Origin of the sequence: Radiobacillus kanasensis, assembly GCF_021049245.1 — a bacterium.
Lineage (GTDB): Bacteria > Bacillota > Bacilli > Bacillales > Amphibacillaceae > Radiobacillus > Radiobacillus kanasensis.
In genome coordinates this window covers 488,850-505,409 of the sequence record NZ_CP088020.1, presented here as the reverse complement: position 1 = coordinate 505,409, position 16,560 = coordinate 488,850, and the positions used below count along the sequence as shown (strand labels likewise).

General features: G+C 38.4%; 13 protein-coding genes. 3 read left to right on the top strand and 10 right to left on the bottom strand.

The genetic code is table 11. The features are described from left to right. Positions 1-308 precede the first annotated feature (308 nt). The 3 genes from KO561_RS02685 to KO561_RS02675 form a co-directional block, all read right to left on the bottom strand. Complete coding sequence (locus tag KO561_RS02685; protein ID WP_231095616.1) at positions 309-905, bottom strand: TetR/AcrR family transcriptional regulator; 597 nt, start codon at positions 903-905, stop codon at positions 309-311. A gap of 90 nt (positions 906-995) precedes the next feature. Continuing rightward, positions 996-4,913, bottom strand: a complete 3,918-nt coding sequence (locus tag KO561_RS02680) for an immunoglobulin-like domain-containing protein (RefSeq protein ID WP_231095615.1) — start codon at positions 4,911-4,913, stop codon at positions 996-998. 343 nt (positions 4,914-5,256) lie between these two features. After that, the gene (locus KO561_RS02675; protein ID WP_231095614.1) at positions 5,257-6,018 is read right to left on the bottom strand and encodes an SDR family oxidoreductase; all 762 of its coding nucleotides are present in this window, start codon (positions 6,016-6,018) and stop codon (positions 5,257-5,259) included. Between the two features lie 176 nt (positions 6,019-6,194). Here KO561_RS02675 and KO561_RS02670 point away from each other — a divergent pair, with 176 nt between their 5' ends. Together KO561_RS02670 and KO561_RS20485 are read left to right on the top strand one after the other, a co-directional pair. Then, the gene (locus KO561_RS02670) at positions 6,195-6,791 is read left to right on the top strand and encodes a TetR/AcrR family transcriptional regulator (RefSeq protein WP_231095613.1); all 597 of its coding nucleotides are present in this window, start codon (positions 6,195-6,197) and stop codon (positions 6,789-6,791) included. A gap of 521 nt (positions 6,792-7,312) precedes the next feature. Continuing rightward, positions 7,313-8,293 (top strand): DUF2268 domain-containing putative Zn-dependent protease, encoded by a 981-nt coding sequence (locus tag KO561_RS20485; RefSeq protein WP_331000856.1) that lies wholly within the window; start codon positions 7,313-7,315, stop codon positions 8,291-8,293. A 53-nt stretch (positions 8,294-8,346) separates the two neighbouring features. Here KO561_RS20485 and KO561_RS02660 read toward each other — a convergent pair whose 3' ends face one another. The 7 genes from KO561_RS02660 to KO561_RS02630 all read right to left on the bottom strand — a co-directional run bounded on the left by KO561_RS02660 (position 8,347) and on the right by KO561_RS02630 (position 15,052). Beyond that, a complete protein-coding gene (locus KO561_RS02660) occupies positions 8,347-9,741 on the bottom strand; it encodes a nuclease-related domain-containing protein (RefSeq protein WP_231095611.1) in 1,395 nt (464 codons plus the stop codon). A 12-nt stretch (positions 9,742-9,753) separates the two neighbouring features. Beyond that, the gene (locus KO561_RS02655) at positions 9,754-10,080 is read right to left on the bottom strand and encodes a hypothetical protein (protein ID WP_231095610.1); all 327 of its coding nucleotides are present in this window, start codon (positions 10,078-10,080) and stop codon (positions 9,754-9,756) included. Positions 10,081-10,092: 12 nt separating this feature from the next. Continuing rightward, positions 10,093-10,656, bottom strand: a complete 564-nt coding sequence (locus tag KO561_RS02650) for a hypothetical protein (RefSeq protein WP_231095609.1) — start codon at positions 10,654-10,656, stop codon at positions 10,093-10,095. Positions 10,657-11,108: 452 nt separating this feature from the next. Beyond that, positions 11,109-11,369: a hypothetical protein gene (locus tag KO561_RS02645; protein ID WP_231095608.1), complete on the bottom strand. Its 261-nt coding sequence runs from the start codon at positions 11,367-11,369 to the stop codon at positions 11,109-11,111. A 119-nt stretch (positions 11,370-11,488) separates the two neighbouring features. Then, positions 11,489-13,528, bottom strand: a complete 2,040-nt coding sequence (locus tag KO561_RS02640) for an iron ABC transporter permease (RefSeq protein ID WP_231095607.1) — start codon at positions 13,526-13,528, stop codon at positions 11,489-11,491. A 9-nt stretch (positions 13,529-13,537) separates the two neighbouring features. Further along, positions 13,538-14,551 (bottom strand): ABC transporter substrate-binding protein, encoded by a 1,014-nt coding sequence (locus KO561_RS02635; RefSeq protein ID WP_231095606.1) that lies wholly within the window; start codon positions 14,549-14,551, stop codon positions 13,538-13,540. Between the two features lie 315 nt (positions 14,552-14,866). Then, positions 14,867-15,052 carry a hypothetical protein gene (locus KO561_RS02630; RefSeq protein WP_231095605.1) on the bottom strand — a complete coding sequence of 62 codons (186 nt, stop codon included), beginning with the start codon at positions 15,050-15,052 and terminating at the stop codon, positions 14,867-14,869. A 472-nt stretch (positions 15,053-15,524) separates the two neighbouring features. Here KO561_RS02630 and KO561_RS02625 point away from each other — a divergent pair, with 472 nt between their 5' ends. Further along, a complete protein-coding gene (locus tag KO561_RS02625) occupies positions 15,525-16,451 on the top strand; it encodes a glycine betaine ABC transporter substrate-binding protein (protein ID WP_231095604.1) in 927 nt (308 codons plus the stop codon). Positions 16,452-16,560 lie beyond the last annotated feature (109 nt).

Sequence of the window (16,560 nt, the reverse complement as noted above, 5' to 3'; positions counted from 1 at the left end):
GCCACTCGCATTTCTAGTAGGTGTTCTTACTATTCTACTGTTTTCCTGTGTCATTATTTTCAATGGTGTGATGGTTCTAATTAGTAAAAGGAGATGACCATCTGTTCAGACTTTTGTCTAGGTCTTACATTATTGTCTTACCAATGAACTGATTTTCATCCATCTAAACGACAAAAAACACCACACCTCGTTACAAATGAGGTGTGGTGTTCCATGTAAACATTTATTTGGTGTATGTTCAACACTGATTGAAGTGTTACTAACTCTGGATATTATGTGTTATGCCCCTCTCACACGACGAGGACCGTCTATTTATGGAGACGTAAGCCATAAAAGAAAATATGAACAATATCTTTTGCAAGCTCATCTGGGTCCCGAATACCCTTAAATAGTTTCGTAAGTGTCAACCGTTCGATCACACCTACTAAAGTTTCAGCTGCGATGCCCATATCTATCCCTTGATCGAAATAGCCGTTTTTTTGTTCAACAATTAAATTACTTTCCATTTGCTTCGCTAAATCCTGTTTAATTTTTTCCGCTTCATGAGAAACAAATAAACCGATACGGGTTAAATCCTGATTCTCGTAAAAAAAGCGAAAAATCGCAGCTAAACCTTGCGTAATCTTATCTGGTACAGTGGCCAAATCAATACCCGTTCCAAGACGGCTCTGTTGCGTAAGCTCCGTCAATTTTAGGCGAAACAAGTCGACTAACTCCTGAAAAATAGCTTCCTTGCTTTCGAAGTAAAGATAGAAAGTTGGTTGCGTTACATTAGCTTTTTTCACAATCGTGCTAACCTTTGTTTCAAAATATCCTTGTTGGGCAAATTCTTTGGTAGCAATGTCAAGCAATACCGCCCTACTTTTTTCACCATTTGATCCTTTTTTTCTTCCTCTTTGACCCATGTCCGTACCCTCTAATCTTTTATATACATACACACTTCATATGCGCGCATTAACGAAAATAAGATTCTTTAACACAGAGAACGATTTCTCTTATTTTTCGGCTCCCTGCTCCTTTATCTTATCATAATCTTCTATTGTCTTTAAACGACGCTTCCTCACCCTATAAATAACGAAAATACTAGCAGAAGCAACCAAAATGATTCCAATGACTAACAAGGTGTACTTCTGCGTGGCTTCCCTTGGTCTTTGATCATCATTTTGAGTAGTGACCATGTCTTTTCCTGAATCCATCGTAGTATCTTTGTCCGTTTCGGTTGTTGACTTATCAGCTTGGTCTTTATCTATCGAGGCTACTAGTCCATCCACTTGATCTATTTGTTCGTTTGGCTTTTCCATGATAATTTGTTCCCTTGCAACAGTAGCCGTAGTTTTCACTAAGGCGTTCGTTGTAACAGAGGCAGTCGCCTCTGCCGATAGGTTTCCTAACATGTCCACAGCAACAATCGTGTAATGATAGGTTCGTCCTGCCAATAACCCGGTATCCAGCCATTCTGTCTGATTGCCATTAACTGTAGCAACCTTCTTCCCGTCTCGCAGTATTATAAATTTTTTGATACCTGATGAGTCATATGCAGAAAGACTGAGCGTAATGCTTTGTGCTGATTTCCTTTTTTCCTTCATGACTAAATCTACAGGAATTTCGTTGTCAGTAAAGACACCGTAAGTGGAAAAATGAGATACATTCGCCTGGATCCTTCCATCTTTTTGATTTCCCCATCCGTCCACATATTCCCATTGTTTTATCTGTTCGTTAAAATAATAAATGCCTGTCTTCGTATCCTTAAATCCTTTTTTTAATCCCATAATTAAGCGATAATCCCCTGTGTATCCAGTAGAACCGCTAGGAAACTTCATGTCGATGGTGAATGCATCACCTATCGGGAGTAATCCAGGTGCTTTGAATCGAGATCGTGATACAGAAATCCTCGTGTTTTCAGGCAAATCACTAGGCATTTGAATAAAGGTTTCACTATCTTCCACCCAGAAAAGATCCGATCCTTTTACCGGAACCGTCTCACCTAGCCCAGCACTTTGATTCACTATGCGAAGGCTAACTACCTGTTCCTGTCCCTTATGGCGGACTGTAAGAGTGATTGGTTTCATCCCAGTCCTTTTTCCAGTGATTATACCATTTCCAAAGTGCAATGCATCCGTGTCACTTAAGATGTAGTCTACTTCGGTCGAGACATCTTTTTTCATACCATCATTATAGGTAGCAATCACCTTCAGCGGTAACTCCTGTCCAGATTTAACGGAAGGAGGTACCGATACGATCTCGATTTTCGTTACCTTAACAACATGCACCGTTCGGGTAAGAGTCGTCCTGTTTTTTGATTTGTCCTCAATACTATAGGACACCGTATAAGTGCCTGTATTTCTACTGTCCACGTTCCCCTCAACTATGATGTTGTCAGTCAGAGTACCATCATAGTTATCGACAGCTTCAGCACCCATTTCATTATACGATTGCCCAACTTCTATCCGGACCGTTCCCTTCCCGTTTAATGTTAGTTTTGGTGAGGTTGTATCTACAATGCGCACCTTACGCGACACTTCAAACGCTTGATTACCTGAACTGTCTTCCACATTGTAACGGACTTCATACGTTCCTAGTTTCTGCGTGTCTACGGTACCCGCTCTTTTAATCTGATTGCTTAAATCCTTATCGTAGCCATCGAATGCGGTCGCTCCTGGTTCTACGTAGTCACTACCTACTTCTAACGTCATAGGATTCTTACCATTTAATTTGATGATGGGTTGATTCTCGTCTACAACATGAACAGTACGTTTCACAGTAGCTTTGTTTCCAGTACTATCTTTCACGCTGTAACTTAATTGATAAACACCGATCGTATCGGAATCAACTTTTCCTGTAATCAATACATCCTCCGTTAGCGTTTCACCAGAATTATCCATAACGGTGTACCCTAGCTCTTCGTATTTTTCTCCATAGTTGACCGTAATCGGATTGTCACCTTTGAGTGTAATTTGAGGCGGAGTTGTATCCACCACTTCAACCGTTCTTTTTTTAAACTCGGTATTGCCAGAACTATCCGTGATACTGTAGGTTAGGGTGTAGTTTCCCACCTTTTTCGTGTTTACCTCTCCGGTTACTTGAATATTGGATGTAATATGTCCATCATAATTGTCAATAGCGTTCGCTCCAGGGTCCTTATACTCTCCTCCTATTTCGAGTATGTAAGGATTTTCTCCGAGTATCGTCAAGTTCGGCTTCTTTTGATCAACAACTTTGACGGTTCGTTTTTTAATGGTCGTGTTACTTGCACTGTCGGCCACCGTATAAATGACCTCATATGTCCCTAGCTTCGACACATTAACATCACTAGAATTGGCAGTAATATGATCCGTTAAATCATTGTTAAATTTATCAACCGCTTCCGCTCCGGGTTCTTGGTAAGAAGATCCCACTTCAAGGACTAAAGGATTGTCTCCATTGAGAGTAAGTGTCGGCGGTGTACTAATAATAGTAAATGTATCAGATAGTGTAAATGCTGAACTCCCATGTTCCGTTTCACCCTTGACTCGGAACCTTGCTTCTTTTGTGTTTACACCTTTCGGTAAGGTGTACGTGTAAGATGTTGATGAGTGATTCGATACAACAGTGGTCCACTCCTCACCATTAAAAAACTCAACCTCATATGTTTTATTTCCACCTGTTCCCCAGTCTTCTGGAGCTGTCCAATATAAAGCAACAGTCGCTCCACCTGTTTGTTCCTCGGCTATAGTAGATACATCTAGTGGTTTTTCCGGTGGGATCGCTTCTGAGACATTAATGGTTAATTCCTTCTCTATTCCGCTCAGGCTAACTGTTAATTTAGCTGTTCCAGGCTCCTTAGCAACTAGCTTGCCTTGTGCTGTTACCTCAAATAACTCCTGATCACCCATTTCCAAATACTGAATCTCGTTGTATCCAGTAATATCAAAAGTCATACCACCCTCATGCCTGGCTTTTACTTTGATTTGAACCCCATCTGTTGGATAGATTGGATTTGAATGCTCTAAGGACACTTCTAATTCTTCCATCGAACTTAATCCCTTTAAATAAGGATAGACAGGTAGCACCGAACCCTCACTCCCCGTTGTGTTTGCAAAGCTACAACCAGAACAGTTCGTTTCCCAACGCGCATTCGTGAACGGGGAAGTAGAATACAAGCTTATTAAGCCACCGAGGCTTCCCGTTCCTTCCACAGTACCAGTTGCATATACATTAATTAACCCCCCGCGGGAAGTTCCTGCAAACCCACCTAGATGATCGCTTCCTTTAATAGAAGATGCCGCATAAGAATTTTTTATGACTCCGTCCCCCGAATTTGATCCTACAAAAGCACCTCCATACCTTCCACCGTAAATAGCCAGCCCTGCTATAAAAGAGTTCGTAATTTCTCCTCCATTTTCTCCAATTAATCCTCCAAATCTAAATTCACCTGTGACCGTCCCTCCAGTCACATGTACGTTTTTAACAACCGAATCATAATTCACCCCGGCAACTGCACCCACATCTTCTCTTCCTGTTATATCAACATTTTCAAGACCTAAGTTACTAAGTTTAGCACCCTTATATAAATAAGAAAATAATCCAACACCATCCTCAGTTGGACGGTCAATTGTCAGGTTCCCTATCTTATAACCATCCCCATCCAATGTCCCTGTGAATCTATCACCACCATACGCATGAGTACCGATGGGATCCCAATTATCATAACTAGATAAATCAATATCATTCACTAGTCGATAATGGGCAGTTAAGTTGTCACGAATAGCGTTCAACTGTTCCGGAGTGCTAATCAAATAAGGATCACTCGTCGTCCCATTCCCACTACTATACACAGAAGCGGCACCAGCCTCCTCTCCCATCGAATACTCGACGTAAGTAATCATGACAAGGAGTATTGCCATAAATAAAATTAGTCCTATGTTTTTTCTCAATATTCCTCTCCCCTCTCTATTACTCTTTCATTTTCAGTATGTAAGCTGTCTATGCGAAAAACATTATGTTACTCATAAGTATTATAATATATTACTAATGAGTATTATATTATAGTCCTTATTTACTAGTCAATTTATTTTGTAGAAAACTTACGAATAATAGAGTTGAAAAAAGATTATTGGACCACCTCCTCAATATCTGTATCCTTCAATCAACCAAAAAAGAGAGACTCTTGAATATTGATCTCAAGAGTCTCTCTTTTTTTGTGTTTCACAAAGGGCTTATATTGATAAAAAATAAGAATCCTTCTTAAATAAAAGAAGAATCCTTATCAACATACTATTAAAACGCAGCTGTCCAGCCACCGTCTACGGTTAACACTGTTCCGTTTACGAAACTAGCTTCATCTGATGCTAGGAACAGAGCAGCATTCGCTATCTCTTCAGGTTGTCCAACACGCGGGGAAACTTGGTGTGCCAATCCAGCTCTACTCATCCCGAATTCATTAATATTGGTCATGCTTGAACCAATATTTGTTGCGACAGATCCTGGCGCAATGGCATTACAACGAATCCCTTTCTGCGCATACATAAATCCTGTATTTTTTGTAAGTCCAATTACTGCATGTTTGGACGCTCCATAAGTTGCACCTGCATGGGCACCACTGAATCCACCAGTAGAGGCTGTATTAATGATGACACCACTTTCTTTTTCAAGGAAAATAGGAATGGCTTTGCGCATCGCACGCATAACACCTTTTGTATTCACATCAAACAGCAAGTCCCATTTTTCTTCCGTAATATCTGCAACTGGTTCAAAATTATCCATAATCCCTGCATTGTTCACAAGAATATCTAAAGTACCGTACTCACTTACGGCTGTATCAATCATGTTCTCAACATCTGCTAATTCGGCAACATTTACTTTTACCGCTTTTGCTGTACCACCGTTCGATTGAATGGCTTCCGCTACTTTCTCCACACCTTCAAGGTTTAAGTCTGCTAAAACAACTTTTGCTCCTTCTTTGGCGTATAGTTCAGCAATCTCTTTTCCCATTCCTGAAGCTGCCCCTGTCACAACGGCCACTTTATCTTTTAATCTCATGGTTATTGCCTCCTCTACCCTTATTGCAATCGGTTTCATTTTTACACTTTAATTGTAATGTATTATACTTATTTGTATCAATAAGCAAACGAGATACGATATGTTGAAAAATGAATAATACATGTGTAATGTGTTCCATTTTCCAAGATAACATACAAATTGGCGGTGATTTGTCTATGACAATGGATAGAAGGATTAACAAATCGAAAAGCGCCTTAAGAGACGCTTTGATTTTGCTTATGGAGAATTCATCTTTTGAAAAAATAACCATCACGGAAATTGTGCAACACGCCAATCTAAACCGTGGAACTTTTTATAGACACTATCAAACAAAAGAAGAATTGCTAGAGGATATGATTGATGATGTCATGAATGACCTTATTCACTCCTATCGATCTCCTTATCTAAATACCGATAAGTTCTTTGTCCAAGAACTAACATCACCTAAAATAAAGATTTTCGAACACGTTTATTCTTATTCAAAATTCTATAGTGCCATTGTATCGTCCAATGCCATTCCTGGCTTTCAACAAAAAATATGTGACACATTGAAGCAGCTTTCACGCCAAGACTTGGGGTTATCTAATATAGAAAGTCATGTTGATATCAATTTCCTAACAAGTTATTATGCCTATGCTATATTTGGCTTAATAATGGAATGGATCCAGGGTGGGTTTAAATATACTCCTGTCTTTATGGCGGAACAGTTGATAGGAATCTTGAGCCATCAATCGTATCAGGCGGTGTATTTGAAAGATCAGACAAAAGAATGAAAGTTAAAGAAAGCCTTGGTCCCCTCTTTATCAGTGAGGAGTCAAGGCTTAAAATCACCTCATGTTAATCGCATCCATTGGAGTTCTTTGTCTTACTTACTGAGTATATATTTTTTGAATACTTCTTCATTTCCCTATTGAAACCTGAAATACTCTTCAAACCTTATTATGAAATACTTCCTCTTTCATAGAAAAAGGAACTGGATGCCAAGTGCTATATTCTTCTAGGTATATATATCCCTTAATTTTTTTACTATCCTCTTTACTAACTCGTTTGACTTGGTAAACTTTTCCACCCCTAAATTGAATAATATCACCGCACGCAAATCTCCCAAACCCTCCTTGTTGTTGCGCTTATTAATGAAATTAACAAGTTGGTGAAACATTTCAGACTCCTTCCAATCGTTATGGAAATTAACGGAAAAAATAAGTGCTTTTTTGAAACCAAACATGGGTCACTCCCGTATTTACAATAAAATCCAATGGTAACATAAACATATTTTACAGGAGTGTGACCAACTATCAAAAATATTTTTATTTCTATCCTTCTCATAACTAGCGTTCTATTACTAACCAGCTGCTCTAATGATTCAGTAAAGACCGAAGAGCCAGAAAAGAAAAATGATCATAAACCTGTTACCTTTACCTATAGCGACCAAGATTTTAAGATTGTACCATCTTACTATGATTACTTAACTTACATAGAGAAGACTAGAGAAAATCCTACAAAGTTAAAGTCCATATTTAAACAGAGCGTTCTGAAGTCGTTAGAGGAAGAAGGGTTTACTGCGACTGATTATTTCATTTTTCAACCTCCTAATAATCTTGATGTATTAGAAGGAAAAGCTAAAGCTTTAATTGAAGGTGAAAATGAGATTTTTAAGGCAGTAAAAGAGTCAATTCAAGAATCCAGTGATATGTTACCTGGTGAGGGAAAGCCAATAATTATCACCCCGACAAATCCATCCATACCCAGTGTGACTTATTCGATGGAACGTATGAACGGTGTCCTAGGATTTTCTCCAAACGATGGATCTATCCTGCTAATCATAGATTCTACTTATGAGAAAGAATCTTTACTCTACACAGTTGCTCACGAATATCATCATACCGTTAACAAAGAACTAAATCAGAATGGATATATCAGCAGTTTTCTCATAGACCGAATCCTTTTTGAAGCAAAAGCAGATGCATTTGCCGAAATGGTTTATCCGAATATTGAAGTTCCTTGGACAAAGCCCTTAACCAAAGAGGAAGAAAAGAAGATTTTATACATTTTAAATAATAACTACGATAGTACGAACAAATCACTAATAGATGAATTCCGAAATGGGAGTCCTGATAAGGGGTTACCGATTTGGTCCAACTATAGGATTGGAAATAAGATCATGCATAGTTTTCTGGCTAAGAATCCTGATGTTTCTATTAAAGAATGGACAGAGATGCCAGCCAAGGAGATTATTCAAAATAGTGACTATAAAGATATTTTGCGAAGGGAATAACGAAAGGGACGCCCAACGAGGGCGTCCCTTTCAGCATCCATTCTGTACGAATTTCATTCCATTTTGCTATCCGGTTCAGGTGAATACTGCTCCAGCGTCTTAAACATCTCCTCATGTTCTTGTAGAGATTGTTTGATATCTTCAAGGCAATCATGAAAAGCTTCTATGTCTTGGTCTAGAAGTTGAATGTGTTGGAAACGAGTTTTCATCCATTCGTTATAGCTTTCGAATGGATATGATTTTAACGGTAAAGCTTTTTCTTCTAGTATTTCAGTGATAACCTCAAGTAATCTCTCACTATAATTTTCATTGTATTTCTTCATATGATGGGAGATTTGCGAGATTCGCATGATTTCCATATCCGTTTCATTGTCAATTAATACATGATCATTCGCAATGACGATAAATGGCACAAATGGAACCAGCTCTTCATCCAGAGTGTCCCCATACCTGTTTTGAAACTCCTCATTAAGTAGCTGACGAAGGAAGTATGTTTGTCGATTTTGCTGACCAGTTACGTCATGGATTGGCTGTAAATTTCCATTGTCATATTTTCGCTGCCACTGTCCATCCTTGGCAATTCGGAGTGTGTACTGCCCCTTTGCTGCATAATTTTTTGTCTCAACGAAGAAGATTCCTCTTTTCGATAAGATAAGATGATCAATTTCGACAGAGTTCCCTTGATACTCAATTCGCAAATTAGAGAACACACGATTGGCCGGTATCCTCTCAAGTTCTTTTTCAACTTTATCTTCTCCTTGATTTCCCAATCGTGTAATAGCCAGCTCATGTTGATACGACTCTATTGTTTCATTGATGAACGAATTATGCGCATTGACAATGCGGTTTCGTTCAAAAAATTGAATGAACGAAATATTCCCTGTATCCAAAAAAGCTTGGAATTCTTCCTGGACATAACGATGGCTATCTTTTTTGAAGTAATTTCTTAATGGTAACAAAGCTTCTTTCCTCTCTAATCGGTCTATTCTTAAGGAGGATAGCTCTGCTATTTTAGCTTCCAAATAAGCTTCTTTTTCTCGATTGGTTAACATGACGGTTTCACTAGCAGACTCTTGAAGGTCTAACAGGTTTTCCGGGTATGAAGTTGAAGGGCGTTTCGCCTCATATATCTCCTTTCCATGTCCAAACACTGCTTGAATTTGATTTTTCACTTTCATGTGAACCCCAGGTACTTTTAAAGAATAGAGATAAATTCTGACGAAATGAAAGATCATCAAACCGCCCGTTACGATCAATGAAATAGCGATTGTGTCAAAAGTAACCTCAATAGGAAGGAGGACATAAACAAGAGCAGTGAGGATTGTGCCAGCAATTAAACACCCAACAAATAGCGGCAGGATATCTACACGAGAAAATAGTTGAAAGAATATGTCTAATGGCTTTTCTTCATATAAATGTTTCGGTTTCAATTCCTGTTCAGGTTTCATAATGGTTTCCTCCTAAATCTTGCTGGTTTTTCTAATCGAATTGTCTTGAAGTAACGCCATTTTCAAAGTGAATAGTAAGAAAACAGCTGTACCAATAATTGTTTCTAGACCATGAAGGTCATAATAGGAAAAATACAAGTTGATAAAGAACGCCATAAGCCAACCTGATAGGAACATAGCGATACCATGCAGTACCTTTTGCCGGAACATGCGACCCATTCCGAGGGAAAAGATATCCATAATTGGTATGATGCGTTCTGTAACTGGGATGAAACGACCAAGAATCATCCCAACAGCAAGTAAAATCGCGGCACTTTCTACACTAAATAATAGCAACATGTTTTCACCCTCTTAATGATTTTGTTCATGATAATAATCATTTTGTCTGTGGAAATCCTCGTCGGTCTGCCTCTGATTTTCCTCATCCATGGTACGCTGTTGCTCCCACATCATTTGTTGAAGGAAATCAAAGTCTTCATCCGCTTTTTTCTTTTCACTCTTGAGGTATTCATCGTAACTAGTAGTAGGACTAGGAAATCCTGCCATACTTGGACCACTAGATACTGTGTAGCGATCCCTCATATCAGAGAGAAAGAATACATAGAAACAAGTGATCAAAAATTTGAGAAGAAGTACGGAAAAACCGAAGAATTCACTACCTCTAATCGTTTCTAAAAGTTCACCGTTATAATAGAACGCGATGTATTCCACAAGAAAGAAAATAACTGCCGAGCCGAGAAAGGCTAAGATCCCCCCGAAAAAATCACGTTTGACCATATCTCCTGCCCCTAGACAAACTAAATCGAAGAGAGAAGACGGTAATTTCCTTCTCCAGCTTTTCGGAAGTAAGAACGAGCATACTGTCAACAAAACAATGATTACAAGTGCGATGAATGGATTAATTAAATTTAGCAATGGATTGGCACACCTTTCTGCATTTTAGTTGATTTTTTCTACGGTTGAGGTTGAAAAGAGCGGCTTATGGAAAAATAAAAAACTCCTCCTTCATGGAAATGTGATAAAGAAAAATATATAAAAATATGCAAGTGAAAAAGACCTATCAAGATAGGCAGTATTTCATATTTGTCATATATTCGTATATTTCTTCTCTATCTTCCAAAAAGGAAGAGTCCTATATATTAAAAAACAAAAATGTATATTCTAGTACTAAAAGCGTATATATATATAATCTAGTAATAATTTACTATATTATCGGTATATTGTAAAGATTTTTTTAGTTAGTATGCTAGATAGCCTGTTTCAGTGACAGAGGGCTATATGGTTCTTGACTTGAAAGCCGTAAATATGAAGAGCAAGGGTAAAGCAATATTAGTTTCTTAAACCTTTTATTTGCTTCACATTTAAGGTTATGGCAATTCTGCTATTTTTTTTGCTTTAGATGCCTGAATTGCCTGTCGACCTAGGAAAATAGTTAGATATAGAAAAAAGACGGACAAAATGATAAAGATAACAACTCCAATAGTCTGATTCTTTTCATAGCTTGTAAAGAATTGAAGAACAGACTGAAAGGTGAAATAGGCTGATATCGCACAGCCAAAAAACCTAAAAAACATTGCAAGAATTTTGACAGCTTTAAAATTCTGTTCTCTATTTCTTTGTTTGCTCATTAAAATTACCCTCCGCTCCTTAGTATAGAATGGAAACTAGCCTATATGCTTCATATCAAAGGAGGTGTCCAATTTAGGACACCCCCCCTTTTACATATAGAGTGGTTGACAATGACAAACTACTTCCGTATCTGATTCGAACGGTACATAATATACAAAAAGTAAGGAGCTCCGATTATAGCAACGATAATCCCTGAAGGAATCTCTTTCGGAACTAATAATGTCCGACTTAAAATATCTGCGATTACTAGGAAAAAGCCTCCTAATAACGCTGTAGTTGGTAATAGATGCTTATGACTTGGCCCGAGCAGCATTCTGGAAACATGTGGTGCTATTAGTCCAACAAAGCTAATGGTTCCAACAGCCGCTACACTAGCAGCTGCTAGTAACGATGCAAGAAGCGCCATATTAAACCTCGTCGTCATCACCCGCATACCTAGACCTTTTGCTGTATCATCACCTAAGGATAATGTATCTATATTTCTAATTTGCAAATATAAGATAGGTAGAATGATAACCATTGGCCATAATAAGTACGAGAACAATTCATCCCAGCTTTTAGCATACGTTGTACCTGATAACCAAGTTAAGGCAGAAGCCACGGACATATCTGCTTGGACAACGAGTATTTGAATAATGGCAGAACCAAAGGCAGATATTCCAATCCCTAATAACGCTAGTAGGGTAGGCTGAAACTGTGCTCGGTATGATAATCCCATGACGACTAAAAAGGCAATGACTGCTCCAATAAAGGCTCCCATTGGGACGAAGACTGCTGACAGACCAGAAATATAAAGGACTAAGAGTGCACCCACCCCAGCACCCGAAGTAATTCCGATTACAGATGGATCTGCTAGAGGGTTTCGTAGGACCCCTTGAAAAATATAACCACTAACCGCAAGTAAAACACCACTACAAGCAGCGACGAATAGTCTTGGCAAGCGAATGTTTAAAATCATATTCCTAATAAAATCATTGGACTCTCCGAAAAAAGCTGCAAAAGCAGTTTGAAGCTGGATACCAGAAGTACCTGTGGAAGCACCAATGATAAATAGGATCACTAGTCCAACTGCGAGAATCCCCATCATATACTTTGATGAAAGTCGTACGTTTAGTTGGCCAGCAAGTATTGCAGTCCCTTTTTCCCCATATTGTCTATTTTGTTTTCTTAATACAAGCCAGATTAGCCAAGGTGCACCGATAAAGGCAGTAACTGCTCCTACTGGTAGTTCAGAAAAAGAAGGATCAATAATTCGTGCTAAAACGGCTGCTCCTAGTAAGACATTAGCGCCCCAAATAAACGAACCAATTAGTAGAACATAATGATTTTGATAGCCAAGTAGCTTAATTAAATGCGGCGCAATTAATCCGACAAAGCCAATCGGGCCCACTACACTAACGGTGACAGCAGTTAAAAAGACAGCTACCAATAAAGATATAACACGTATTCTACCGACTTTTTGACCTAAAGAAGAAGCAACATCTTCTCCTAAGCGAAAAAGATCTAGTTGTTTGGCAAGTATCAAAGCAATGACCATACCTGCAGAGATAAATGGAAAAGCAAATGTTACGCCATCCCAATTGTTTTGCACCAATGTTCCGGATCCCCATAAAAACAAGCCAGCTGTTTCATTCTCATAAAAAATTTGCAGAAGAGATGTAAAAGAAGAAAACATAATGGTGACAACCATACCCGCCAAAACCATTTTGACCGGGTTAGCTGTTGCAGCACCTGCTAATCCATAAACGAGTAATGCCGTTATCACACCTCCAGCAAATGCAACAACCAACCCGTTTAATTGTAAGGATACAGGCATGAAAATAGTCGCAAGTACAACTGCAAAATAGGATCCTGAGTGGATCCCCAATGTACTTGATGAGGATAGAGGGTTTTTGGTAATTGTCTGTAGGATGACACCAGATACAGCCAAGGCACCACCTGCTAAAATACCGATTACAACTCTAGGCATACGCAGATATCGAACCGTATGATGCTCTAAAATATCCTGTGGTGAAAAGAGTGCTTGCCATACAACACGAGGAGAAAGATCAACACTACCTTGATTGATGTTTATAAACATTAAGACAAACAAAAGGACGGTTCCCCCAAAAAAGGTAAGAACCGTTTTCATCCAATTGTTTTTTAGAAAGTTTGTCATGTAATATCACTACTTTTGTATTAAGGCTTCTTTGATCTGTTCCGCAAAAACTTGTGCAGATAGTGGTCCACCAAATGTCCACGTATCTCCTGGAAGTTGGTAGGTTCTCTCTTCTTTCACAAATGCAAGGTCTTCCCAAGCTGGATTTCCTGCAAGCTGATTTGAAAAGATATTATCGTTTTCCTGAACAATATAGAAGAAATGAGCATCCTGGAAGTTTTGCAATGCTTCTACACTAGTTTCATCGAATCCATAAACTTGGAATCCTTCCGATTCATAAGCGTTTTCTAGGCCGATTTTTTCCATGATTTGGGTTGCCATTGCGTTATCTTTAAATAATCTTATCACAGGATTATTGTCAGAGCTATATGCCTGAGATAGAACAAAGGAATTGTTGTCGATACCCGCGGCAGAAATTTCTTCTGATACACTCTTATAAGCAGCATCTAAATCACTCAATACTTGCTCAGCTTCCTTTTCTTTTCCGAACAACTTTGCAATTTCATTAAAAGTAGTTGTCATTTCCTCATATTGGTTCCCTTCTCCTTCCTCTGGATAAGGGTTGAAAGCTAATGTTGGAGCAATTTCTTTTAAACTATCCATAATCGCTTCATGACGGTAACCAGCTGTAATAATGACATCTGGATTTAATTCTGCGATTGCTTCCAAATTGGGCTCTTGACGGGTACCAACATCAACTACCTCATCGGACAGTTCCGCATCGATGTTTACCCAACTGTTGTATCCTTCCACATCAGCCATACCTACTGGTTGAACACCTAAAGCTAAAGCGTCCTCTGCATATACCCATTCTAAAGCTACGACACGTTCAGGAGTTTTTTTAAAGGTTTGTTCCCCATACATATCCGTTACCGTTATCGCAGAAGAGTCGTCAGTATTTGTTTCCGTATTTTCTGTTGCGCCATTCTCTGTTGATTCATTTTCTGTCTCGTCATTTCCACATGCCACTAACATAAAACTTGCAAATAAACCGATCATTAATAGTAGTAATCCTTTTTTCATCTTGTTTGCACCTCATTTATGTATATTTTTACCTTCTAATTGATAAGGATTATCATTCTCACAGTTGAATGGTACACAAGAATGGAAGCCTTGTCAAATAGAAAAACAGACTACTCCCTATTAATCTGGAAGTAATCTATTGCTTGGGATTTACTGAATATCACTGCTACTTTCTCATTGAATTGCCACTAAGATAGTTTTCTTTCACCACAGGGTAAGCCTTTACCTTTAAAAGAAGAATAAAAAGTATAAATGGAATACAAATTACCAGTCCTAAGAGCACAATAGGTCCAAAAGTAAATGCCCCGACAATTATTAAATTATTACTAAAGAATAGATAATCGGAATCAAGTAGACAGGTAAAATCAGTATATTCATAAGAAGTAGTGTGAGATATTTCCTCTTTTCCGTTTTTGTAGCTACATTCTTACTCATTTGTGCACATTCTTTTATTTCATCAATTGTTTTTCCTATTATATGTACAATCAGACTTAGTTTCACCAGTTTCCCCCCTTATTCCAATACTTCCTTTAGTTGCTCATGAAAGAGAACCTTCTGTTTAAATGTGCATTTCCTTAACTAAGTTTTTCTGGTAATGCAGATATTACCAAGACTGCTTGTATTTTAATGGGTATGTAAGGAGTATCCGCATATAACTTTACCAACTATACCCATATGTAGCTAATTATACGTTTTTCCTTACCAGTAGCTAGTCCCTAGACAGAGTAAATTAAAGAAATTAAAGGAATTCCCTGCGCATGTTTTATATAGTTAAAATAGAACGTACTATATATACAGAATCAATTGATCTTGCTCTTTGAGCTACATTTGAAAAAGATTTACCATTAAATGAGTTGTCTTATGACTTTTAGCAAATGGTATATGTGTGTGCTGTAGGAGCAGTAAATAACAATTGAATGTTCTCTAAGTAGCTAACAAGAATAAAACAATAAATAGAGGAGTGTTATACTACATGTTTAAATCTAAATGGAGAAAATTAGGGATGGTTGCTGGTTTATCAATATCTCTTCTAGCAGCTGCCGGCTGTGGCCAAAACGATACAGCGAATAATGGTGAAGAGGATCAAGCATCATCTACCGGAAATGTTGGAGAACAAGTAGAATTTACAATCACGGGAATCGAGCCTGGTGCTGGAATCACTCAAGCAACGGACAAAGCTTTAACGGAGTATGAAAATCTTTCCGGTTGGGAACAACAAAAAGCTTCAACAGGTGCAATGTTAACGGAACTGGGGGATGCGATTGACAATGAGGAACCCATTGTTGTTGCTGGTTGGACACCACACTACATGTTTGCTAAATGGGATCTAAAGTACTTGAAAGATCCAAAAAATGTTTATGGAGATGTAGAACACATTTCAACAATCGCAAGAAAAGGTTTAAAAGAAGAAATGCCTGAGGCCCATACGATTCTGGACCGTTTCCAATGGGAGCCAGCTGATATGGAAGAAGTTATGCTTGCTGCACAAGACTCAAGCTTTGAAGAGGCCGCGCAACAATGGATTGATAAAAATCAGGACACCGTTGCAAAATGGACAGAAGGCGTAGAACCAGTTGATGGTACCCCAATAGAGTTAGTATTAACTCCTTGGGATACAGAGCGTTCTTCCGCACATGTTGTAAAAATTGTATTAGAAGAACAAGGGTTTGATGTTACATTAACTCCTGTTGATCCATCTGTTATGTTCCAGGCTATTGCAACAGGCGATGGTGATGCTTCTCTTGCTCCATGGATGCCTGCGACTCACGGTGCTTTCTACGAAAAGTTTAAAGGAGAATTTGTAGATCTAGGAGAAAACTTGGTAGGTGCTAAAATCGGTCTAGTTGTACCGAAATATATGGATATTGATTCTATTGAAGATCTTGAACCAGCTCAATAAAAAATAGTTAATACCAATACTCCTCTTTTTTAAGGGGAGTATTTTTAGATTGTAAAATTGAATTAAGTTTTCCACCATCGAGTCCAATTCCTTCACACAAAGTTCACCA